Source organism: Nocardioides sp. WJ219, assembly GCF_058559815.1.
On the sequence record NZ_JBZUJV010000003.1, the window covers coordinates 314,514 to 334,899 of the forward strand.

Genomic DNA, 20,386 nt, shown 5'->3' on the forward strand with positions numbered 1-20,386 from the left:
GACCCAGGGTGCGCAACTTCGAGGCGGGTTGCCGGGAAGTGTCAGGACGGCGACCGTTTTGCCAACTCGGCGTGGCGGGCCCAGCCGGGTCCACCCGGGCCCGGTGGGCGGGCCGGCGCACTAGCGTTCGCGTCGTGACCTCCGTCTTCGACGCCACGACCGCCGTCACTCCCGCGCCCGGCCCGGGTGGGTCGGATGGGTCCGGTGGGACCCGCTACGCCGCGGAGCTCGGCGACGGCTGGCAGATCGGGAGCGGCCTCAACGGTGGCTACCTGCTCGCCACCATCGCGCGGGCGATCGGCACCGCGCTGCCCGCCAAGCCGGACCCCCTCGCGATCAGCGCGTACTACCTGTCAGCGTCCCGGCCCGGGTCCGCCGAGGTCGACGTACGCGTGCTGCGCGACGGGGGCACCGTCGCCACGGCTGCCGCCGACCTGCGCCAGGGTGAGGACACCCGGATCTGCGCGCTGGCGACGTACGGCGACCTCGACCGGCTCGCCGCCGCCGGCAGTGAGGTGCGCACCCTCGCCACCCCGCCCGACCTGCCACCCCCCGACGAGTGCGTGGGCAGCGCCGTCCCGCCGGCCGAGCTGACGTCGGCGACCTTCCTCGAGAGGTTCGACCTGCGCCTCCACCCCGACGACATCGGCTGGGCCGTCGGGCAGCCCAACAGCAGCGGCCTGCTGCGCGGGTGGTTCCGCCTCGAGGACGGCCGCGACCCCGACCCGCTGTCGCTGCTGCTGGTGCTCGACGCGCTGCCGCCGGTGACGTTCACCTACGGCCAGATCGGCTGGGCGCCCACCCTCGAGCTGACCGCCCACGTGCGCGCCCGCCCCGCCCCCGGCTGGCTGCGGGTCACCCACGCCAGCCGCAACATGGCCGACGGGTTGTTCGAGGAGGACTGCGAGGTCTGGGACTCCGCGGGCCGGCTCGTCGCGCAGTCGCGGCAGCTGGCGCGGATGCCGCGGGGGTAGTCGGCGCGCGGCGGGGGAGGTGGGGGCCCGGGGCGAGATCTCACCGGTGGACCGGGGAAGTCTGAACCTCCCGGGCAATATCCCGCCTGGGAAGTTCAGGTATCCCCGGCTCACCGGTGAAATCCAGCGACCCCGCCCCACCCGCCCCGCGAAACAGCGGACCCACCCGTCAGTCGAACCAGGACCGCCTCATCGTGAACAGCCACCGCGCGGTCGGGTGCTCGGAGACGGAGTAGAGCAGGTCCTCCTCGGGCCAGTACGCGATGTCCTCGTTGCCCATCGGGGTCGCCCGGCGGTGGTGGGTCAGGGCGTCGGGCTGGCCGGCGTACACCGAGCCCGGGACCAGGCGGCCCTGGGAGACCGTGACGTGGAGGCGGCCGCGGGCGTTGACGGCGCCCTGCATCCGCAGCGGGCCGTCGCCGAGGGTGCGCAGCCGGGTGCGGTCGTCGGGGCCGGTCTCCAGCAGCCCGGTCGCGGCGTCGGTGCCGAAGGTGGCCAGGCGGCGGGTCACGGTGGGGTCGTTGGTGTACTCGCCCGCCAGCACGGCCGGAGGGTCGGTGCTGCGGTCGAGGGAGAGGAAGGAGTAGCGGAACTTCGCGGCGCCCTCGTCGGTCACGGCGCGGTACTGCCAGCGCACCGGCAGCACGTAGCGGTAGCCGAACGCGACGTCGGGCGAGGCCACCCGGACCAGGTCGTCGATACGGCAGGTGAACAGGCCGCGGCCGGTGGCGGCGACGTGCAGGTGGTCGCCGTGCCAGACCACGCCGCCGGCGTGCACGTGCAGCGGCTCGAGCCCGCCGTCGGGCTTGGGCCGGACCAGCAGCACGTGGCGGTAGCGGTCGGCGTCGAGGTCGAGGAAGCTCACCCGCGAGCCGTGCTTCTCGTCGTGCCACGGCATCTTCTTCGCGTACGACGTCATCACCACGAGCCGGCGTCCGTGCACGTCGTCGCGCCCGGCGTCGGCGGCGGTCGAGACGCCCTGCGGCCACCACCGCAGGTCGACCTGGTCGCTCGGGTCGAACCACCACGCCTCGTGCACGGCGCGCCCGGGCGCCCACGTGCGGCGCAGCCGGCGCGGCAGGTCGGCGAGCAGCCCGTCGAGGCCGACCCGCCCCTCGCTGCGGGCGGCGAGCGCCTCCACGGCGTCGCTGGTGTCGTCCACGCGTTGCAGGTAGAGCCCGGTCATCTCAGTAGTCTCGCCGACATGGACAGGCGGGCGGTGGTGGGTGCGGCGATCGTGCGCGGCGGACGCCTCCTCGCGTGCCGTCGTACGACGCCCGCAGCCGCGGCGGGGCGGTGGGAGCTGCCGGGCGGCAAGGTCGAGCCCGGCGAGACCCCCGACGACGCGCTGGTCCGCGAGGTCGCCGAGGAGCTCGGCCTGGTCGTGACGGTGACCGGCTGGCTCGACGGCGCCGCCCCGATCGCCGAGACCCACGAGCTGCGGGTGGCCACCTGCGCGGTCGCGACCTGGACGCCGTACCCGACCGAGCACGACCGGATCCGCTGGCTCGACCGCGACCACCTCGACGACGTCGACTGGCTCGAGCCCGACCGGCCGTTCCTGGCCCAGCTGCGCGAGGTCCTGGCGGCATGAGCACCCCGACGCCCGGACGCGGCATCTTCTTCGACGAGGACGACGCCCGCGCGGTCGCGGCGCGCCTCGCCGGCCAGGGCTACGACGTCGAGGTGCTGCGCGACCGCCTCGCCGGCGAGGACGACGACGAGGACCACCCGTGGGCGGTGGTGACCGACGCGCCGGCGGTGGTGCTGGAGCTCCTGGTCGAGGAGCGCGACGGCTGGTACGACGCCGACCAGCCCGCCCCGCCGGTGCTGCCGCCGCTCGACCTGCCGGCGGCGCCCAAGCGGATCAAGCGGCCCTAGACGTGCCTCCCCGCCGTCCGCCGGTGCGGCGGCTCGGGCGGCGCTCACTACGCTGGACGACATGAGCGACACTCCCGCCGAGCGGCTCCTGCTCGTGCACGCCCACCCCGACGACGAGTCGATCGGCCAGGGCGCGACGATGGCCAAGTACGTCGCCGAGGGCCGCGGCGTCACCCTCGTCACCTGCACCGCCGGCGAGATGGGGGAGGTGCTGGTGCCCGAGCTCGAGCACCTCGCCTCCGACCGCGACGGCGGGCTCGGCGAGCACCGGCGCGGCGAGCTGGCCGCGGCGATGGCCGAGCTCGGCGTCACCGACCACCGCTTCCTCGGTGGGTTCGGCCGGTTCCACGACTCGGGCATGGCCTGGCACCCCGACGGCCACGCGATCGCGGCGCCCGAGATCCCCGACAACGCCTTCTGGCACGCCGACCTCACCGAGGCCGCCGACCTCCTCGTCGAGATCGTCCGCGAGGTGCGCCCCCAGGTGCTGGTCACCTACGACCAGTTCGGCGGCTACGGCCACCCCGACCACATCCAGGCCCACCGGGTCGCGACGTACGCCGTCGCGCTGGCCGCGGTGCCGTCCTACCGGCGCGACCTGGGGGAGGCCTGGGACGTCGCCAAGGTCTACTGGGGCGCGATGTCGGAGACCCGGATGCGCGCGGGCCTGCGGCTGCTGCGCGAGATGGGCGACACGACCACCTTCGAGGGCATGGAGCCCGACGGGCCGCTGCCGCCGTTCGTCACCTCCGACGACAACCTCTCCGCCGCGGTCGACGCGCAGGACCACGTCGACACCAAGATGGCGGCCCTCGCGGCCCACGCCACCCAGATCACCACCGACGGCCCGTTCTTCGCGCTGTCCAACAACGTCGGCTCGACCGCCTGGGGCATCGAGTACTTCCGGATCGCCAAGGGCGAGCGCGGACCGCTCGGCCCCGACGGCCTCGAGACCGACCTGTTCGCCGGTCTCGACGCCCGCGCGGAGGCCTGACCTGACCCGGTCGCGGGCGCTGCTGGTCGTCCGCGGCCTCGCGCTCGGCCTGGCCGGGGCGGTGGTCGGCGCGGCCGCGGTGCTCACCCACGGCCGCACGCTGGGGCTGGTGCTCGGCCTGCTGGCCTCCGCCGCCGCGGCCTGGGCGCTGCCGGGCGGGTGGAGCCTGCGCTTCGCCTTCACCACCGGCTGGGTCGCGGTGCTGGGGGTCGCGCTGCTGCCCCGATCGGGCGGCGGCTACCTGGTCGCGGCCGACGCCGACGGCTACGTGCTGCTCTGCTTCGGGCTGGTGCTGATGCTGTCCGGGATCGTCACGGTCCGGCCACTGCGCCCCGCGGACACGCCCGATCCCTAGGATGTGCGGGTGAAGACCCGTGGCCGCATCGCCGTCGTCGTGGTGGTGGTCGTGGCCCTGCTCGCCGCCGGCGGCTACGCCGCCGCCTACGTCGCGGCCGGTGACAAGCTGCCCCGCGGTGCCAGCATCGCCGGCGTCGACGTCGGCGGCCTGACGCCGAGCGAGGCCGAGGACGCCCTGCGCGAGGGCCTCGCCGAGGAGGTCACGCGCCCGATCGAGGTGTCGGTCGACGGCCGCAGCGCCGAGGTCGACCCCGCCGAGGCCGGGCTCGAGGTCGACCACGCCGCCTCGGTGGCCGCCGTCGCGCGCGAGCAGTCGTGGAGCCCCGGATCGGTCTGGGACTACTACGCCGGTGGCGACGACACCGACGCCGTCGTCCGCACCGACGACGCGGCGCTCGACGCCGCGATCGACCGGCTCGAGGGCGACCTCGGCACCGATCCCGTCGACGGTGCCGTGAGCCTGGCCGACACCCGGGTGCAGGTCACCGCACCCGAGCCCGGTCGCGGCTTGGAGGCCGCGTCGACGCGCGAGGCCCTCGTGGCGTCGTACCTGAGCGGGGAGCCGGCCGAGCTGGCGATCACCGAGCTGGTCCCCGACATCGACCAGGGCGACGTCGACGAGGCCGTGCGGTCCTTCGCCGAGCCCGCCCTGTCGGCGCCCGTCACCCTCCGGGTCGGCTCGGCCCGGGTGCGCCTGACCCCGCAGCAGTACGCCGCCGCCCTCCGCCTCGAGCCGCGCGACGGCGAGCTGGTGCCCGCCGTCGACGCCGAGGCCCTCGCCCCGCTGGTCGAGGACGCGAACGGCGACGGCGGCCCGGTCGACGCCCGGATCGAGCTCGTCGACGGCCGGCCGAAGGTGATCAAGGCCAGGCCGGGCGTGACGTTCAAGCCGGCCGATGTCGCCGCCGCGCTCCTCGGCGTGGTGGCCGCACCCGAGGGTGACCGCGTCGCCGAGGTCGACGGCACTGTCGACCAGCCCGACTTCACCACCAAGGACGCCCGCGCCCTCGGCGTGAAGCAGAAGGTCTCGGAGTTCCCCACCTACTTCCCCTACGCCGAGTACCGCAACACCAACATCGGCCGGGCCGCGGAGATCATCGACGGCACCCTGCTCAAGCCCGGTGAGGTGTTCTCGATGAACGACACCGTGGGCGAGCGCACCCGGGAGAACGGGTTCACCGAGGGCTTCATCATCAGCGACGGGATCTTCAAGGAGGACCTCGGCGGAGGCGTCTCCCAGATGGCCACGACGCTGTTCAACGCGATGTTCTTCGCCGGCCTGGAGGACATCGAGCACAAGCCGCACTCCTTCTACATCAACCGCTACCCGGTCGGCCGCGAGGCCACCGTCGCCTGGCCCACCGTCGACCTGAGGTTCCGCAACAACACCGAGCACGGCGTCCTCATCGACACCGAGCTCAAGCCCAGCACCCCGTCGTCCCAGGGCGAGGTCATCGTCCGGATGTGGTCGACCAAGGTCTGGGACATCGAGACCACGACCTCCGAGCGCTACGCCTACACCGGCGCCGCTACCCGCACCCTCGACACCCCCGACTGCTACCCCAACGCCGGCTACTCCGGGTTCCAGATCGACGTGTTCCGGATCTTCAAGCGCCCCGGCTCCGACGAGGTCGTCAAGCGGGAGAAGTTCCACACCGAGTACACGCCGTCCGACACGGTGATCTGCCAGCCGCCGGGCTCCCTCGGCTGAGGTCCTGCACCCACGCTGGTTGAGGAGGTTGCGCCAGCAACCGTCTCGAAACCCCCGCAGCGTCCGCGCCGACTGTTCGCGGGCACCTCGCCGGGTCTCGAGACGGTCGTGACCGACCTCCTCGACCGCCGGTGGTGACGCACGCTGGTTGAGGAGGTTGCGCCAGCAACCGTCTCGAAACCCCCGCAGCGTCCGCGCCCACCGTTCGCGGTACCTCACCGGGTCTCGAGACGGTCGTGACCGACCTCCTCGACCACCGGTGGTGACGCACGCTGGTTGAGGAGGTTGCGCCAGCAACCGTCTCGAAACCCCCGCAGCGTCCGCGCCCACCGGTCGCGGGCACCTCACCGGGTCTCGAGCCGGTCGTGACCGACCTCCTCGACCACCGGTGGTGACGCACGCTGGTTGAGGAGGTTGCGCTAGCAACCGTCTCGAAACCCCCGCAGCGTCCGCGCCCACCGCTCGCGGGCACCACACCGGGTCTCGAGACGGTCGTGCCGACCTCCTCGACCACCGGCGCCCACCCCCTGTCCCGAGACCCGACTGGCGAGTAACATCGCGTGACATGCGCCACGTCATGGGGTCCCTGCTCGTCGCCGTCCTGCTCACCGTCGGGCTGACGGTGGCGTCGCCGACGGCGTCGGCGGGTGACCTGCCGACGTCGCCGCTGGGCGACCCGCCGGGCGCGAACGACTGGTCGTGCAAGCCCACCGCGGCCCGGCCGACGCCGGTGATCCTCGTCCACGGCACGGGCGGCGACCGGCGCAGCCTGCTGGAGCGGCTGTCGGCCGGCATCAAGGCGGCCGGCTTCTGCGTCTTCTCCCTCGACTACGGCAACCGGGGGCTCGACGACATCGCCGCCTCCGCGGGCGAGCTGAGGACCTACACCCAGCGGGTGCTCCGGGCGACGGGGGCGAGCAAGGTCTCGATGGTCGGCCACTCCCAGGGCGGGATGATGCCGCGCTACTTCATCAAGTTCCTCGGCGGCGCCGCGGTCGTCGACGACCTGGTCGGACTCGCGCCGTCCAACCACGGCACCGCCTACACCGCCGGCGCCAACCCCATCAGCCGGCTCGTCGGGTTCGCCTGCCGGTCGTGCGTGCAGCAGGGCGCCGGGTCGGCGTTCCTGACCCGGCTCAACGCCGGTGACGAGACCCCGGGTGGGGTCAGCTACACCCAGGTCACCACCCGCTACGACGAGGTCGTGGTCCCGCACACCTCCGGCTACCTCGCCGCCGGCCCGCGCACCACCAACCTGACCCTGCAGCAGGTGTGCCCCCTCGAGCTCGCCGAGCACCTGCTCATCCCGCTGGCGACGCCGTCGCTCTCGGTTGCGCTGCACGCGCTGACCCGCCCCGGCCCGGCCAGCCCCGCGTTCCGGCCACGCTGCCTCTGACCCCCGTACGCTGCGGGCCGTGCTCGTCCACTTCCGGCTCACGGTGCCCGACAACCTCGGCGACGAGGTGCGCGACCTGCTCGTCGGCCACGCCTTCGTCACCAACGTGACCTTCCAGCCCGGCGTCGTCGTGCACCCGCCCGGCGTCCTCATCGAGGCCGACGTGGCGCGCGAGAAGGCCGGCGACCTGGTGCGGGAGCTCAAGGCGCTCCGGCTGCACGAGGTCGGCGGCATCGTGCTCAGCACCCCGACCGGGACGCCGTTCGACGGCGCCCGCGAGCTCGCCCGGCTCGCACCCGGGCACCCCGACGACGCCGTCATCTGGGACTCGGTGGAGGCGACCGCGTCGGCCGGTGCCGTGCCGACGCTGTCGTTCCACGTCTTCCTCGTCCTCGCGGTGGCGCTCGCGGCGGTCGCGGTGATCACCGACTCGGCGGTGCTGGTGGTCGGCGCGATGGTGGTCGGGCCGGAGTTCGGCGCGATCGCGGCGGTCTGTGCCGGCATCGTGCTGCTCAACGGACGCCTGGTGGTGCGGGCGCTGCGGCTGCTCGTGCTGTCCTTCGTGTTCTCGATCGCGGTGGTGACGGTGCTGGCGCTGGTCGCCGGCGCCGCGGGGCTGGTCACCGAGGAGGCCGTCACCCGACCGCGACCCAACACCGGCTTCATCTGGCGTCCCGACACCTGGTCGATCGTGGTGGCCCTGCTGGCCGGCGCGGCCGGCGCCCTCGCCCTCGCCATCGACCGCCAGGCCACCATGGTCGGGGTCTTCATCAGCGTCACCACGGTCCCGGCCGCCGGCAACCTGGCCCTCGGCATCGCCGTGGGCGACCTCGACGAGATGCGCGGGTCGGCTGCCCAGCTCGGCCTCAACATCGTCGGCATGGTGCTGGCCGGCGTCATCACGCTGCTGCTGGTGCGCACGGTGTGGCCGCGGCTGGCGGAGCGGTCGGAGAAGATCTTCGGGTTCCAGGAGTAGGCCCGAGCAACGACGACGCTCGGCGGTGGGCCGCGACTAGACCGGGTCGGCGACAGATCGGTCGGGGCCCGGCGTGAGGTAGCGGTAGCGGTGGTGGGTGCGGAACCCGAGCCGCTGGTAGAGGGCCAGGGCCGGCGCGTTGTCGGCGAGCACCTGGAGGTAGGCCGTGGTCGCACCGCGCTCGGCGCCCCACCCGAGCAGCGCCGCCATCACCGCCAGGCCGAGGCCACGGCGACGGTGGGCCGGGTCGACCAGGAGCGAGCGGAAGCCGACCCAGTCGTCGGCATACGCCGCCGCCCCCGACGCCCGGTCGCCGACGCGCACGGTCGCGAGGTCGCCGTCGTCGACGAGCTCCGCGGCGGGGTCGTCGGCCCCGCGCAGCGCCCGCGCCACCTGGGCGGTGCCGGCGACCTGGAAGAGGGTGTCGGACTCGTGCGACTCGGGCACCCAGCCGAGGGCGGTGAGCCGCTCGTCCTCCGCCGAGCCGGCCAGCACGGCGGCGACCGGCCGGGCGTAGTGCGCGACGACCCGCTCGACGTCGTCGGTGACGCCGGAGGGGCCGAACGCCAGGACCGAGTTGGCACGCCGCGCCGTGGCCGTGGCCGAGTCGCGCAGCACCCAGTCGCCCACGGGGGCCGTCACCAGGTCGGGGAACAGCGCGAACCCCCGCACCTGCGCGTCGCGGGCCGGCACCCGGTCGCGGACCGAGGCCCGCGGCGGCACCGGCTTCCCGGAGACCACGTCGGCCAGCGGGATGGTCACCGGGGGACCGGTCTCGGGCCGGACCACGAGCACGCCGTCGCCGAACGCCTCGCACACGCCGAGCAGGTCGGTCAGCGCCGGACCGCCGCTCGGACCGGTCTCGCCGCGCACCAGGCGGCGTACGACGACACGCCGGCCGACCACGTGCGGGCCGAGCAGGTGGCGCCCGACATCGCTGCCCACACTCTGGGGTTCCTGCGGGGCGGGCACGCCCACACACTAGGCTGGCGTTGCTCTCGCACCCGCTCTCCGGGACACCACAGGAGGAACCACCGATGACCTACGTCATCTCGCAGCCCTGCGTCGACCTCAAGGACCGGGCCTGCGTCGACGAGTGTCCGGTCGACTGCATCTACGAGGGCAAGCGGATGCTTTACATCCACCCCGACGAGTGCGTCGACTGCGGCGCCTGCGAGCCCGTCTGCCCGGTCGAGGCCATCTTCTACGAGGACGACGTCCCGGAGGAGTGGAAGGACTACTACACCGCCAACGTCGGCTTCTTCGAGGAGATCGGCTCCCCGGGCGGGGCCGCGAAGATGGGCGAGATCGACCACGACCACCCGATCATCGCCGCGATGGAGCCGCAGGAGCACGACCACTGACCCGTCCCGCCGTCGGCTGGCACGCCGGTGTCGCCGCGGTCCGTGAGCGGGCCGCCGCCTCCGGTCTCGACGTCGTCGACCTCTCGGTCGGCGCGCCGGTCGACCCGACGCCCGAGGTCGTACGACGGGCCCTGGTCGAGCACGCCGACGCGCCCGGCTACCCGCTCACCATCGGCCGCCCGGGGCTCCGCGAGGCGTACGTCGACTGGTTGGCCCGCGTCCACGGCGTCTCCTGCGTCGCCCCCGGGGCGACCCTGCCCACGGTCGGCAGCAAGGAGCTGATCGGCACGCTGCCCCTGCTGGCCCTCGACCCCGAGCACCCGGGCCCGGTGGCGATCCCGGCGCTGGCCTACCCGACGTACGCCGTCGGCGCGCGGTTGGCCGGGCGCGACGTCGTCCTCGTCGACGGGCTCGACGACCTGCTGGCCCTCGACCGCGCCGGACGCACACCGGCCCTGCTCTGGATCAACTCCCCGGCCAACCCGACCGGCCGGGTGCTGCCGCCCGCCGAGCTGGCGGCGCTGGTGACCCACGGTCGCGAGCGCGGCACGCTGGTGGTCTCCGACGAGTGCTACGTCGACCTCGGCTGGGAGACCGAGGCGGCGACCGTGCTCCACCCCGACATCTGCGGGGGATCGGCCGACGGCCTCCTCGCGGTGCACTCGCTGAGCAAGCGGTCCAACCTCGCGGGCTACCGGTGCGGCTTCGTGGCCGGCGACGCGGCGCTCGTGGCCCGGCTCACCGCGACCCGACGCGACCTGGGCCTGATCATGCCCGAGCCCCAGCAGGCGGCGGCGATCGCGGCGCTGGGCGACGAGATCCACGTGGCCGAGCAGCGCGCCCGCTACGGCGCCCGTCGCGACGTGCTCCGCACCGCCCTGGAGGCGGCCGGGTTCCGGGTCGACCACAGCGAGGCCGGCCTCTACCTGTGGGCCACCCGCGGCGAGTCCAGCGCCGAGACCACGGGCTGGCTGGCCGACCGGGGCGTCGTCTCGGTCGACGGCGCGTCCTACGGCCCCACCGGCGACCGGCACGTCCGTCTCGCGATCACGGCCTCCGACGAGGCGGTCGCGGTGGCCGCGGGCAGACTGACGGCATGAGCATCCTGCCGCTGACCCGCTCGCTCGCCCACCCGAGCACCGACCCGCCGACCCTCCTCGAGCGGGTGCGGGTCGCGCTCGGCTGGAGCGGCAGCGACTTCCTGGTCGGGCTGCAGGGCTACGACGAGCTGATGGCCACCCTCGACGTCGCCCACGACATCGAGGGCCTGGTGCGGGTCGGCGACCCGACCTCACCGCCGCTGCGCCTGCTGCGCGCCCTCAACTGCCTCGAACCCGAGCTGCGGCTCACCCAGGTCGCGACCGTGCCCTCCCCCTGGCGCTGGACCCGCCTCGGCGGCGGGGCCGGCGACGCCCAGGCGGTGGCCCTGCGCCAGCAGACCTACTCCGACGTCGTGGAGGCGATGGGCCGCGCCGGCGTGGCGTTCCGGGTGATGCCCGACGACACGACCACCGAGGAGATCCTCGGGGCCGGGCACGAGCTGGGGTCGGCCGTGGTCGACGTCGACGAGCTCCGTGCCGACGACGTCCTCATCACCGGCTTCCTCGAGCAGCAGGCGCCGCTGGCCTACGGACTGCTCTCGCGCTCGGCGGGCGCCGAGCCCGCCGAGGCGGCGTGGCTCTCGATGTCGCCCGAGCGCGAGTCCGCCGGCACGCTCATGGTCGCCCTGGAGCAGGTCAGCGACCTCGGCATCGACCTCGACTTCCTGCACAGCGACCCCCTGCCGCTCGCGCGCGGCGCCCGCCACCACGACTTCCACGTCGGCTTCCGGGCCGGTGCCGAGCGCCTCACCGAGCTGCAGGAGGCCCTCGCGGGCGTCGGGTTCACCAGCCGCGTACTGGCGGCGTTCGTGCCGTGAACGTCACCTACCTCGGTCCGTCGGGCACCTTCACCCACCAGGCCGTGGTCTCGCTGCGGCCCGACGCCGAGGCCGTCCCGGTCACCGACGCCGCCGAGGCGCTGGCCGCGGTCGAGGATGGCGAGGCGACGTACGCCGTGCTGCCGATCGACAACTCCGTCAACGGCGTCGTGGTGCCCACCCTCGACGGGCTGCTGCTGCGCCCGGCGCTCTCGATCGTCGACAGCGTGGTGCTGCCGATCTCCTTCGACGCCTGGACGCGCGATCCCGCGGTGCCCCCGCACGTCGTGGTCAGCCACCCGCACGGCCTGGCCCAGTGCCGCCGCTGGATCGAGGCGCAGGGTCTGCCCACGCGGGAGGCCTCCTCGACGGCGGCCGCGTGCCGTGACCTCGCCCCCGGCGAGATCGGCATCGGCCCGCGGATCTGCGGCCGCCTCTACGACCTGCACGCCGTCGCCGAGGCGGTGGAGGACAACGCCGCGGCCTTCACCCAGTTCGCGCTGGTCTCGGCGAGCCGGCTGCCGGTGCGCGCCGACGGCGACGACGGGCTGCTGGTCAGCCTGCTCCCCGACGCCAACGTGCCCGGCCTCCTTCGCCGGCTGCTCGGTGTCCTGGAGCAGCGCGGCGTCAACCTGACCAACCTGGTGACCCGGCCGGTCCCGGCCAGCCCCGGCATCTTCGTGTTCCTGCTGTTCCTGTCGGGGTCGTTCACCGCCGACGACTTCGAGTCGATGCGCGCGGAGTGGGCCGACCTCGGTGCCACCGCCCGCGCGCTCGGCCGCATCTCACCGCTGCACGAGCTGGCCGCGCGATGACCCTCGAGCGCGTGGCGGTCGTCGGTGCTGGGCTGATCGGCGGCTCCGTCGCCCGTCGCCTGCACGCCCGCGGGCTCGTCGTCGTCGTCGTCGACCCCGACCCCGGCACCGGGTCCGCCGCCGCAGCGGCCGGGCTCGCCGTGGCCGACGACGTACCGGCCGACACCGACCTCGTCGTGGTGGCCACCCCCCTCGACGTGCTGCCGGCCGTGCTGGCCGGGCTCGCGTCCACGCGGGCGCTGGTCGTCGACGTCGGCAGCGTCAAGGGCGCCGCCGCCGCGGCCGCGGCCGACGCCGGGCTGGGCGACCGGTGGGTCGGCTGCCACCCGATGGCCGGCACCGAGCTCTCCGGCTTCGCCCACTCCACCGCCGACCTCCTCGTCGGTGCGACCTGGGCGGTGACCCGCGGCTCCGGGCCGGTGGGGACCGTCGTGGAGCTCCTCGTGCAGCACTTCGACGCCACCGTCCTGGTGCTCGACGCCGCCGCGCACGACCGCGCCGTCGCGCTCGTCAGCCATGCGCCCCACGCCCTCGCCAACGCCCTGCTCGAGGTGGTCGAGCGCGCTGCCGACCCCGCCGCGGCCCACCTGGCCGCCGGGTCGTGGCGCGACGGCACCCGCGTGGCCGGCCGCGACCCCGACCGCACCCGCAACATGCTCGCCGACAACGCGACCGCCCTCGGCCCGGTGCTCGACGACCTCGTCGCCCTCCTGCAGGACTACCGCCGCGAGCTCGACGACCCCGCCGCCCTCGGCCGTCGCCTGGCGCAGGTGTCCGACGGTGCCGCGACCGTGCGCGACCCCGCGCCGGCGTGGTCGCCCTGCCCCGACCTCGCCGCCGTCCTCGCCGCCGGAGGCTCGGTGCTGGTGCGTCGCGGCGTTGGTGGCCTCGAGGTCGCCCCGGCCGGCTGACCAACCGGCCCGGGCCCCGTGCGGACGTGGGTGTTCGCGTCGCCTCCCGCGCCGGCTGCTCTCACCCTCGGCGCGGTGGCCGGATGCACTACCTTTCGCCCATGCGAGTAGGCGCGGCGGTCGTCGCTGCGGTGATGGCCATCGGATCGGCCGGGTGTGGAGGTCCCGTGCCTGCTGAGGAGGACGCTGCCACGAGCAGCACGCCGAGCGCGAGCTCCTCGGGTGCGCCCTCGAGCCCGCCCGAGGAGTCAGGCGGCGTCGACGCGCAGCAGGCGCTCGCGGATGCTGTGACAACCATGCGGGCGGACGAGGTGACCGACTTCCGCGCAGACCTGCACCTCGCAGAGCGATCGGTGAACGCAACGGAGGGCGTCGCGGTCGCGGGCGGCTGGCGATCGACGACCCGGTTCGAGGAGCCGCCGACGGCCCGGGGCCCGGACCAGGTGACGATGACGACCGTCTCCACCGACGGCACGCTGTGGATGCAGATGAACTGGACGGACGAGCGTGCTGGCTGCTGGCTCGCCCTCCCGGACGGGGAGGTGCCGCTCGGGATCTTGGCGATGAGTCCCGATGAGCCCGCCTACACCCGACTCCTCACACGCCTGAGAGCCATCAGCTTCGCGAACGCGTCACGAACCGCCATCCACGGCGAGCTCGGGCTGGACGCCGCCATCTCGTTGGTCAGCGGCCAGGTGGTGCAGCGGGTCGACATGGACGGGTTGGACCTCAAGGACGCCTGGGTCCCGGTGCAGATGGGGTACGACGGCGAACGGTTGACCGGCGTCGCACTGCACTGGGGCGACGTGGCCGTGATCCTGGAGAGAGCCGGCGCGACGGTGCACGCCCGAACGCGAGCAGCCATGCGGCACATGGGCATCACGGTCAACTACCCGAGGACCACCCGCTCTGCGTCGGTCGTCCCGCCCCCGGCCGAGCTGCAGTTCTCGCCGAGCGATCCTGGCTGTCACTGAGGCCCTGGGCCGCGTCGGGTGCGCGGCCGCGCTGGGGGCAGTGCCGCAGGCCCCGGCTCCCGGTGGACGTCGGCGCGCACCGGCGATCGTCCAGCATCAGGGCCTATCGTGCGCCCGTGACACTGCGACTCATCGGGGCCGGACTGCCGCGGACCGGGACGACGTCCCTGCGCGAGGCGTTGCGGCACCTCCTGTCCGCGCCGGTCTACCACATGAGCGACGCGCTCGCCCGTCCCGAGCACACGCCCACGTGGGCCGCCGCCCTCAAGGGCGATCCGCCCGTGTGGGAGGACTTCCTCGGCGGGTACGCCGCGGGCGTCGACACCCCCTTCTCGAGCTGCTGGCGTGACCTGGCCGCGGCCTTCCCGGACGCGCCGGTGCTCCTGTCGCACCGCGGTAGTGCCGAGGTGTGGCACCGCAGCATGGACGCGACCGTCCTGGCCCGTGCCCGCGACGTGCTGGCGACGGACGACGATGCCGACCCCACGGTGCGGTTGTTCCGCGCCGTCTTCGACGACCTGTTCACCGACCTGGACGACCCCGTCGAGGTGATGGGTGCCTACGACCGGCGTCTCGAGCAGGTCCGTGCCGAGATCGCCCCCGAGCGCCTGGTCGAGTGGCGGCCGGGTGACGGGTGGGGCCCGATCTGCCGTGCCCTGGAGGTACCGGTCCCGGCCGCCCCGTTCCCGCACGAGAACTCCACCGCGGACTACCTCGCACGCGCCGCAGCCCGGGCTCGCGCTGCCCGCTCGGGCGCCTGAGGACAGCACGCCCGCTCCGCCCGGTGACGGCCCCGCGGTGCGAGGTCGTCGAGGGCCGGGACGCTCAGGCGAAGACGTCGACGTGCACGTGGTCGCGGTGCTCCAGGATCACGGGGTCACCCGACCCCGACGGCGCGTCGTAGTCGCGCCAGGAGGCGTCGCGGCCGGCCACCCAGATCCGGTCGTCGAAGATGACGGTGCGCACGTCGAGGCGGTCGGCGTGGGCGACCAGGTAGTGGGCCAGCGCCCAGCCGCGGTCGGTGTTCGCCTCGGTGACCGGGCGGAAGAACACGTCGACCGCCCGGCCGTCGTAGTGCGCCGAGCCCGCCATGTGGCCCGTGCTCACGCCGCCGGGGGCGAAGCCGCCGAGCGGCAGGTCGCCGAACGCCGCCTGCACGTCCTGGCGTACGTCGTCGGCCCGCGTGGTCAGGCCGCTGCGGGTGAGACCCGTGTCGGACTCGTCGGCGTCGCCGGCCACCTCGCACGCGAACGCCGCGCCGGACTGGCCGGTCAGCGCCGAGGCGAGCACCCGGGCGTCGGACTCGTGGTCGGCGTAGGCGTCGGGGTAGCCCGACCGCTGCACCGCCTGGGCGGCGACGGTGATCTCGAGGCCCTGGTAGTCGTCGACGTCGACCAGCGCGTCGTAGAAGGCGTTGCTGGCGTGCACCGGGTCGAGGACCTCCGCCTCGGTGCCCCAGCCCTGCGAGGGACGCTGCTGGAACAGGCCGAGCGAGTCGCGGTCACCGTGCTCGATGTTGCGCAGGTCGGACTCCTGGTACGCCGTGGCCAGCGCGATCGAGACCGCGCGCGGCGGCAGGTCGCGCCGGACCCCGATCGCCGCGATCAGCGCGGCGTTCTCGGCCTGCTCGAGGCTGACGTCGACGGAGCGGTCGTCGACGGTGGCCGTGCAGCCCTCGTCGACGCCGACGAAGGGCAGGCCGCCGTCCCGGACCACGACGACCAGGCCGGTCGTGACCGCCACGAGGGCGGCCACCGCCACCAGCGCCGTCAGCAGGTCCTTCCGCATGCCCCGAGTGTGTCGGAGCCGTGGTTGAGAGGATCCTGAGTCCGGCTGACCCTCAGTTGGCGTGCAGAGCCTCGTTGAGCGCGATGCCCGAGCCCTGCCACGGCACGGCCTCGACCGCGCCGGTCACCGAGTTGCGGCGGAACAGCACGTTGTCGTGGCCGGACAGCTCAGCGGCCTTGATCACCGTCGGCTTGTCGTCGCGGTCGCGGATGGTCACCTTGGTGCCCGCGGTGACGTAGCAGCCGGCCTCGACCACGCAGTCGTCGCCGAGGCTGATGCCGATGCCGCTGTTGGCGCCGAGCAGGCAGCGCTCACCCACGGAGATCACCTGGGTGCCGCCGCCGGACAGGGTGCCCATGATCGAGGATCCGCCGCCGATGTCGGAGCCGTCGCCGACCACGACCCCGGCCGAGATCCGGCCCTCCACCATCGAGACGCCCAGGGTGCCGGCGTTGAAGTTGACGAACCCCTCGTGCATCACCGTCGTTCCCTCGGCGAGGTGCGCCCCGAGCCGCACCCGGCCGGCGTCGGCGATCCGGACGCCGGCAGGCACGACGTAGTCGACCATCCGCGGGAACTTGTCGACGCCGTGCACGGTGACGTGGGCGCCGCTCGCGCGCAGCCGCACCCGGGTCGACTCGAAGCCGGCGACCGCGCACGGGCCGGCCGAGGTCCACACGACGTTGGCGAGCAGGCCGAACGCGCCGTCGAGCGAGCAGCCGTGCGGGCGCACCAGCCGGTGGGAGAGCAGGTGCAACCGCAGCCACACGTCCTCGGTCGACGTCGGCGGCGAACCGAGGTCGGCGACCTCGACGAGGCGCACCTCGCGGGTCACCCGGCGTACGTCGTCGGGCACGGCGAGGTCGTGCAGTCCCTCGGGCGCGTCCCCGGCGTCGGCCGTCAGCCTCGGCTCGGGGAACCACGCGTCGAGCACGGTGCCCTCGGTGTCGAGGGTCACCAGCCCCCAGCCGGAGGCGGGACGGTCGGTCGCGGCGGAGTCGGTCACGGCAAGCCAGCCTAGGGCGCCCGCGGGTCGCTGCGCCGGTCGGGTTTGCCGCGGCCCGGGGCGGGGGAGGACGCGCCCGTGCCTCGATTCCTCCGTCTCCTCGCCCTGTCCACCGCCTCCGTCGTCGGTGCCGCGATCGTCCCGGTCGTCGCGTCCCCGGCCTCCGCGTCCCCCGACGACGCGCCCGTCGCGGCCCCGCGCTCCGCGGCCGAGGCCGGCGTCGTCGTCGGCGACACCGCGATCACCTCGACGTCGTTCGCCCGCCTCGACCCGCCGGCGTCCGAGCGGTCGCCCCGCCCGGCCACCTGGCCGATCGGCGGCGGCGGGGCAAACCTGACCACCCACTCCGTCACCCCCTCGGGCACGCCCGCCCAGCAGTTCACCCGGGTCGAGATGAGGCACTACCGCGCCTACGGCGGCGTGATGGAGGCGCGGGTCCAGCTCGGCGGCACGCCCGACGCGGCGACGCCGTCGTGGCTGGTCCTGGCGTGGGGCACGCTCAACTCCGACGGCACCCTGTGCGTCTCGCCGTCCGGCAGCAACATCGGCTTCACCGCCACCGACACCGACACCCAGAACAACCCGGTCTACCGCGGGGCGCGGATCGACGTGCGCCCGTTCGAGTTCCCGGTGGCCCGCCGCGCCACCTGGAACTGCGCCTTCGCCCAGTCGCGCAACGCGGCCGGCGGCGCCACCATGTACGACGCGCTCGCCGCCCGGGCCGGCCTGTTCCGCCAGAAGCCGTTGCTGTCCATCCGGGTCAAGGGCCGCCAGCTCCGGCGCAGCGGCTTCACCCGGGTGCCGGTCATCGTCCGCAACGACGCCGGGACCGTCGCCACGGCGCCCCGGGTGCGGCTCAAGGTGCGGGCCCGCGGCGTCGCGGTGCGCTACAACCCGCGGGTCGGCACGATCAAGCCGGGCGGCACCCGGCGCGGCGCGATCTTCGTCAAGGACGTCCGCCGCGGCAACGGCTCGGTGACCCTGATCGTGACGTCCAAGGACTACCGCAAGAAGCTGACGGTGCCGGTGCGCGAGAACCGCTGAGGGAGCGCTACTGGCCCGTGCGTCCGTCGATGCACTCGCGGAGCAGGTCGGCGTGCCCGCAGTGCCGCGCGTACTCCTCGACGAGGTGCACCAGCACGTCGCGGACCTCGACCTCCCCGTCCGGGTGCGGGCAGAGGGCGTCGAGGTCCGCCGCGGCGTACACCTGCTCGGCGTGGGCGACCTCGCGGCGCCACGAGGTCCACGCGTCCTCGACGACCGCGGGATCGGCGACCGCGCCGTCGAAGTCGAGGTCGGGCTCGGCGTCGGTGCGGTAGAGCCGGTCGAGCTCGGGGTGGCCCTCGACGACGCGCCGGGCCCAGGAGTGCTCCACCCTGGCCAGGTGGCGCAGCAGCCCGAGCAGCGACAGCGTGGACGGCGGCACCGAGAGGCGGGCCAGCTGCTCGGCGTCGAGGCCGCCGAGCTTCATCTCCAAGGTGAGCCGGTAGGCGTGCAGGTAGCCGAGGACCGTGTCGCGCTCGCCGCGGGCCGGGCCGGCAGGTGCCCGCGGGTCGTCGGCCGGGTCGGCCCAGGAGCCGCCGTGCGGGTGGGACGATGAGGACATGGGTCCAACCTGGCAGGTCGCGACCGGGAACCGGGCGCAGACTGGCGGCGTCAAGTCACCATGAGACTGTCCCGGACCGCCGTCCTCGCCGCATCCGCGCTCGCGCTCACCCTGCTCCCGGCCGTGCCGGGACTGGCGCCTCCTGCCGCTGCCGGCGTGCGGGTCGACTCCCGCGTCGGTGACCTGACGGTCCGGCCCGAGGCGCCCGGCACCGGCGCCCGCCGGCTGACGTCGGCGACCGTCCGGCAGGACCTGTACGCCGACCGCCTCAGCGGCCGGTTCGTCCTCGACCAGGTGCCGACCGACGCCGGGACCACCTCGACGCTGCGCGTCTACCTCGGCACCGTCGACGGCACCACGTGCCACGCCGACATCGAGCACGCCAGCGACACCCTCGCCCCCACTGGCGGCTTCAGCCGCGACGGCCGCGTGCTGACCTGGCGCCAGCCCGACGACCGCGCCGGCTACGCCGACTGGGACTGCGCGTTCGCGATGCTCCACGTCGCCGGCGCGGTCGTGCCCGAGCGGTCGGTCCTGATCGGGACGCTGCGCGACGTGCCCGCACGTCCGGACCTGGCGGTCACGGCCGTCGAGCTGCTCGGCTCGCGGTCCGTGCGGCTGGTCCGCGGGGTCTGGACCAAGGTCGACGTCACCGTCGTCAACCGGGGTCGCGGCGACGCGACCGGCACGGTCGTCCGCGGCACCGGTCCGGGCCTCCGGGTCCGGCCCGCCCGGTTCGGCACCCTCGACGAGGACTCGTCGTCCTCGGAGGAGGTGTGGGTCAAGCTCGTCGGCCGACGCTCGGCCACCCTCCGGCTGACCGTCACCGGCGGCGGCGACCGGGCCGCCCGATCCGTGCGGGTGCGCCGGGCGCCGGCCCCGGCCCCGGCTCGACCGGGCAGCTACCGCAGCAGCGACGGCGACGTGAGGTTCTCGGTTCGCGGGGGGCGGGTCCGCGGCTTCCGGGCGTCGACCTCGACCCGGTGCGGGGGCTATCCCGACATCCCGACGACCACCTGGAACACCTACGCCTTCCCGACGGTGCGCGTCGCCCGCAACGGCGTCGTCGACGCCCGCGACCGCGGCGAGCTCTACGTCGTCAACCTCGAGCTGCGGATCGCCGGCGGGCGGGTCACCGCGGGGCGGTTCACCTACAGCGGTCCCGATCGCTGCTTCGCCGTCGAGACGTTCACGGCGCGGCGCACCGGCTGACATCCTGGGGTCCATGGCGGACCCGGTCTTCGTGCTGCACGACCACCGCGAGCCGCGACCCCACTTCGACCTCCGGCTGGAGGAGGACGGCGTGCTCCGGTCCTGGGCCGTCCCCAAGGGGATGCCCACCGACAGCCGGCACGACCGGCTCGCGGTGTCGGTGCCCGATCACGACCTCGAGCACGCGACGTACACCGATGCGGGCAAGTCGATCGCCGACCACGGCACGTGGTCGCTGGTCGACCGCACCGACCGGCGGTTCGTCTTCGACCTGCACGGCCAGGGCGGCGTCCGCCGCTACGCGCTCATCGACACCGGCCGCGACTGGCTGCTGCACCTGGTCAAGCAGCAGCCGCCGACCGACGCTGGCTGACCGCGGCTGGCTGACGCTGACCGACGTCGGCGGGCGGTCCTCGGGCGCCGCGCGCAACTGATTCGTCCGGAGGCGGGCCGGGTCACTACGCTGGGAGCACAGGCGTTCGAGCCGTCATCAGCGGCGAGCC

The 20,386-nt window shown here is 74.4% G+C and carries 23 protein-coding genes; 18 read left to right on the forward strand and 5 right to left on the reverse strand.

What is annotated here, in order from left to right; all coding sequences use genetic code 11:
* Window positions 1–134 precede the first annotated feature (134 nt).
* Complete coding sequence (locus AC4MBH_RS09325; RefSeq protein WP_491794574.1) at window positions 135–974, forward strand: thioesterase family protein; 840 nt, start codon at window positions 135–137, stop codon at window positions 972–974.
* 169 nt (window positions 975–1,143) lie between these two features.
* Here the strand turns inward: AC4MBH_RS09325 and AC4MBH_RS09330 are convergent, their stop codons facing one another.
* Window positions 1,144–2,160: a hypothetical protein gene (locus AC4MBH_RS09330; RefSeq protein WP_491794575.1), complete on the reverse strand. Its 1,017-nt coding sequence runs from the start codon at window positions 2,158–2,160 to the stop codon at window positions 1,144–1,146.
* A gap of 18 nt (window positions 2,161–2,178) precedes the next feature.
* On the opposite strand from AC4MBH_RS09330, the gene AC4MBH_RS09335 reads away from it, so the two are divergent.
* From AC4MBH_RS09335 to AC4MBH_RS09365, 7 genes are all read left to right on the forward strand, one after another.
* Complete coding sequence (locus AC4MBH_RS09335) at window positions 2,179–2,568, forward strand: (deoxy)nucleoside triphosphate pyrophosphohydrolase (protein WP_491794576.1); 390 nt, start codon at window positions 2,179–2,181, stop codon at window positions 2,566–2,568.
* Window positions 2,565–2,855, forward strand: a complete 291-nt coding sequence (locus tag AC4MBH_RS09340) for a hypothetical protein (RefSeq protein ID WP_491794577.1) — start codon at window positions 2,565–2,567, stop codon at window positions 2,853–2,855. Before AC4MBH_RS09335 ends, AC4MBH_RS09340 begins: the two co-directional genes overlap by 4 nt.
* Before the next feature lie 61 nt (window positions 2,856–2,916).
* A complete protein-coding gene (mshB, locus tag AC4MBH_RS09345) occupies window positions 2,917–3,849 on the forward strand; it encodes an N-acetyl-1-D-myo-inositol-2-amino-2-deoxy-alpha-D-glucopyranoside deacetylase (RefSeq protein WP_491794578.1) in 933 nt (310 codons plus the stop codon).
* 61 nt (window positions 3,850–3,910) lie between these two features.
* Window positions 3,911–4,204: a hypothetical protein gene (locus AC4MBH_RS09350; protein ID WP_491794579.1), complete on the forward strand. Its 294-nt coding sequence runs from the start codon at window positions 3,911–3,913 to the stop codon at window positions 4,202–4,204.
* Window positions 4,205–4,213: 9 nt separating this feature from the next.
* Window positions 4,214–5,917, forward strand: coding sequence for a VanW family protein (locus AC4MBH_RS09355; protein ID WP_491794580.1), 1,704 nt, complete (start codon window positions 4,214–4,216; stop codon window positions 5,915–5,917).
* 565 nt (window positions 5,918–6,482) lie between these two features.
* Window positions 6,483–7,313: an esterase/lipase family protein gene (locus AC4MBH_RS09360; RefSeq protein ID WP_491794581.1), complete on the forward strand. Its 831-nt coding sequence runs from the start codon at window positions 6,483–6,485 to the stop codon at window positions 7,311–7,313.
* Between the two features lie 19 nt (window positions 7,314–7,332).
* Complete coding sequence (locus AC4MBH_RS09365) at window positions 7,333–8,289, forward strand: DUF389 domain-containing protein (RefSeq protein WP_491794582.1); 957 nt, start codon at window positions 7,333–7,335, stop codon at window positions 8,287–8,289.
* A 36-nt stretch (window positions 8,290–8,325) separates the two neighbouring features.
* Here the strand turns inward: AC4MBH_RS09365 and AC4MBH_RS09370 are convergent, their stop codons facing one another.
* Entirely contained in the window at window positions 8,326–9,261 is a 936-nt protein-coding gene (locus AC4MBH_RS09370) for a GNAT family N-acetyltransferase (RefSeq protein WP_491794583.1), read from the reverse strand.
* 65 nt (window positions 9,262–9,326) lie between these two features.
* Between AC4MBH_RS09370 and fdxA the strand changes: the two genes are divergently transcribed.
* The 7 genes from fdxA to AC4MBH_RS09405 all read left to right on the forward strand — a co-directional run bounded on the left by fdxA (window position 9,327) and on the right by AC4MBH_RS09405 (window position 15,032).
* Window positions 9,327–9,653 (forward strand): ferredoxin, encoded by a 327-nt coding sequence (gene fdxA / locus AC4MBH_RS09375; RefSeq protein ID WP_491794584.1) that lies wholly within the window; start codon window positions 9,327–9,329, stop codon window positions 9,651–9,653.
* Window positions 9,650–10,753, forward strand: a complete 1,104-nt coding sequence (gene dapC / locus AC4MBH_RS09380; protein ID WP_491794881.1) for a succinyldiaminopimelate transaminase — start codon at window positions 9,650–9,652, stop codon at window positions 10,751–10,753. Before fdxA ends, dapC begins: the two co-directional genes overlap by 4 nt.
* The gene (locus tag AC4MBH_RS09385) at window positions 10,750–11,571 is read left to right on the forward strand and encodes a hypothetical protein (protein WP_491794585.1); all 822 of its coding nucleotides are present in this window, start codon (window positions 10,750–10,752) and stop codon (window positions 11,569–11,571) included. Before dapC ends, AC4MBH_RS09385 begins: the two co-directional genes overlap by 4 nt.
* The gene (locus tag AC4MBH_RS09390) at window positions 11,568–12,386 is read left to right on the forward strand and encodes a prephenate dehydratase (RefSeq protein ID WP_491794586.1); all 819 of its coding nucleotides are present in this window, start codon (window positions 11,568–11,570) and stop codon (window positions 12,384–12,386) included. Before AC4MBH_RS09385 ends, AC4MBH_RS09390 begins: the two co-directional genes overlap by 4 nt.
* Entirely contained in the window at window positions 12,383–13,297 is a 915-nt protein-coding gene (locus tag AC4MBH_RS09395; protein ID WP_491794587.1) for a prephenate dehydrogenase, read from the forward strand. Before AC4MBH_RS09390 ends, AC4MBH_RS09395 begins: the two co-directional genes overlap by 4 nt.
* Before the next feature lie 167 nt (window positions 13,298–13,464).
* The gene (locus tag AC4MBH_RS09400; RefSeq protein WP_491794588.1) at window positions 13,465–14,271 is read left to right on the forward strand and encodes a hypothetical protein; all 807 of its coding nucleotides are present in this window, start codon (window positions 13,465–13,467) and stop codon (window positions 14,269–14,271) included.
* Window positions 14,272–14,387: 116 nt separating this feature from the next.
* Entirely contained in the window at window positions 14,388–15,032 is a 645-nt protein-coding gene (locus AC4MBH_RS09405) for a sulfotransferase family protein (RefSeq protein WP_491794589.1), read from the forward strand.
* A gap of 64 nt (window positions 15,033–15,096) precedes the next feature.
* On the opposite strand, the gene AC4MBH_RS09410 is transcribed toward AC4MBH_RS09405, so the two are convergent.
* On the reverse strand, window positions 15,097–16,059 hold the full coding sequence (locus tag AC4MBH_RS09410; protein ID WP_491794590.1) for a VldE C-terminal domain-containing protein: 963 nt from the start codon (window positions 16,057–16,059) through the stop codon (window positions 15,097–15,099).
* A gap of 52 nt (window positions 16,060–16,111) precedes the next feature.
* Window positions 16,112–17,065, reverse strand: coding sequence for a 2,3,4,5-tetrahydropyridine-2,6-dicarboxylate N-succinyltransferase (dapD, locus tag AC4MBH_RS09415; RefSeq protein WP_491794591.1), 954 nt, complete (start codon window positions 17,063–17,065; stop codon window positions 16,112–16,114).
* A gap of 78 nt (window positions 17,066–17,143) precedes the next feature.
* Here dapD and AC4MBH_RS09420 point away from each other — a divergent pair, with 78 nt between their 5' ends.
* Window positions 17,144–18,109, forward strand: a complete 966-nt coding sequence (locus tag AC4MBH_RS09420) for a hypothetical protein (RefSeq protein ID WP_491794592.1) — start codon at window positions 17,144–17,146, stop codon at window positions 18,107–18,109.
* Window positions 18,110–18,116: 7 nt separating this feature from the next.
* Here the strand turns inward: AC4MBH_RS09420 and AC4MBH_RS09425 are convergent, their stop codons facing one another.
* On the reverse strand, window positions 18,117–18,671 hold the full coding sequence (locus tag AC4MBH_RS09425) for a mycothiol transferase (protein WP_491794593.1): 555 nt from the start codon (window positions 18,669–18,671) through the stop codon (window positions 18,117–18,119).
* A gap of 60 nt (window positions 18,672–18,731) precedes the next feature.
* On the opposite strand from AC4MBH_RS09425, the gene AC4MBH_RS09430 reads away from it, so the two are divergent.
* Together AC4MBH_RS09430 and AC4MBH_RS09435 are read left to right on the forward strand one after the other, a co-directional pair.
* Window positions 18,732–19,883: a hypothetical protein gene (locus tag AC4MBH_RS09430; RefSeq protein WP_491794594.1), complete on the forward strand. Its 1,152-nt coding sequence runs from the start codon at window positions 18,732–18,734 to the stop codon at window positions 19,881–19,883.
* A 13-nt stretch (window positions 19,884–19,896) separates the two neighbouring features.
* Window positions 19,897–20,256: a DNA polymerase ligase N-terminal domain-containing protein gene (locus AC4MBH_RS09435; RefSeq protein WP_491794595.1), complete on the forward strand. Its 360-nt coding sequence runs from the start codon at window positions 19,897–19,899 to the stop codon at window positions 20,254–20,256.
* Window positions 20,257–20,386 lie beyond the last annotated feature (130 nt).

What these genes read in the sequence shown, in the direction of transcription:
- AC4MBH_RS09330 (WP_491794575.1), bottom strand. Translation starts at nt 2,160, where the DNA reads ATGACCGGGCTCTACCTGCAACGCGTGGACGACACCAGCGACGCCGTG.
- AC4MBH_RS09335 (WP_491794576.1), top strand. Translation starts at nt 2,179, where the DNA reads ATGGACAGGCGGGCGGTGGTGGGTGCGGCGATCGTGCGCGGCGGACGC.
- AC4MBH_RS09340 (WP_491794577.1), top strand. Translation starts at nt 2,565, where the DNA reads ATGAGCACCCCGACGCCCGGACGCGGCATCTTCTTCGACGAGGACGAC.
- mshB (WP_491794578.1), top strand. Translation starts at nt 2,917, where the DNA reads ATGAGCGACACTCCCGCCGAGCGGCTCCTGCTCGTGCACGCCCACCCC.
- AC4MBH_RS09360 (WP_491794581.1), top strand. Translation starts at nt 6,483, where the DNA reads ATGCGCCACGTCATGGGGTCCCTGCTCGTCGCCGTCCTGCTCACCGTC.
- fdxA (WP_491794584.1), top strand. Translation starts at nt 9,327, where the DNA reads ATGACCTACGTCATCTCGCAGCCCTGCGTCGACCTCAAGGACCGGGCC.
- AC4MBH_RS09385 (WP_491794585.1), top strand. Translation starts at nt 10,750, where the DNA reads ATGAGCATCCTGCCGCTGACCCGCTCGCTCGCCCACCCGAGCACCGAC.
- AC4MBH_RS09395 (WP_491794587.1), top strand. Translation starts at nt 12,383, where the DNA reads ATGACCCTCGAGCGCGTGGCGGTCGTCGGTGCTGGGCTGATCGGCGGC.
- AC4MBH_RS09410 (WP_491794590.1), bottom strand. Translation starts at nt 16,059, where the DNA reads ATGCGGAAGGACCTGCTGACGGCGCTGGTGGCGGTGGCCGCCCTCGTG.
- AC4MBH_RS09425 (WP_491794593.1), bottom strand. Translation starts at nt 18,671, where the DNA reads ATGTCCTCATCGTCCCACCCGCACGGCGGCTCCTGGGCCGACCCGGCC.
- AC4MBH_RS09430 (WP_491794594.1), top strand. Translation starts at nt 18,732, where the DNA reads ATGAGACTGTCCCGGACCGCCGTCCTCGCCGCATCCGCGCTCGCGCTC.
- AC4MBH_RS09435 (WP_491794595.1), top strand. Translation starts at nt 19,897, where the DNA reads ATGGCGGACCCGGTCTTCGTGCTGCACGACCACCGCGAGCCGCGACCC.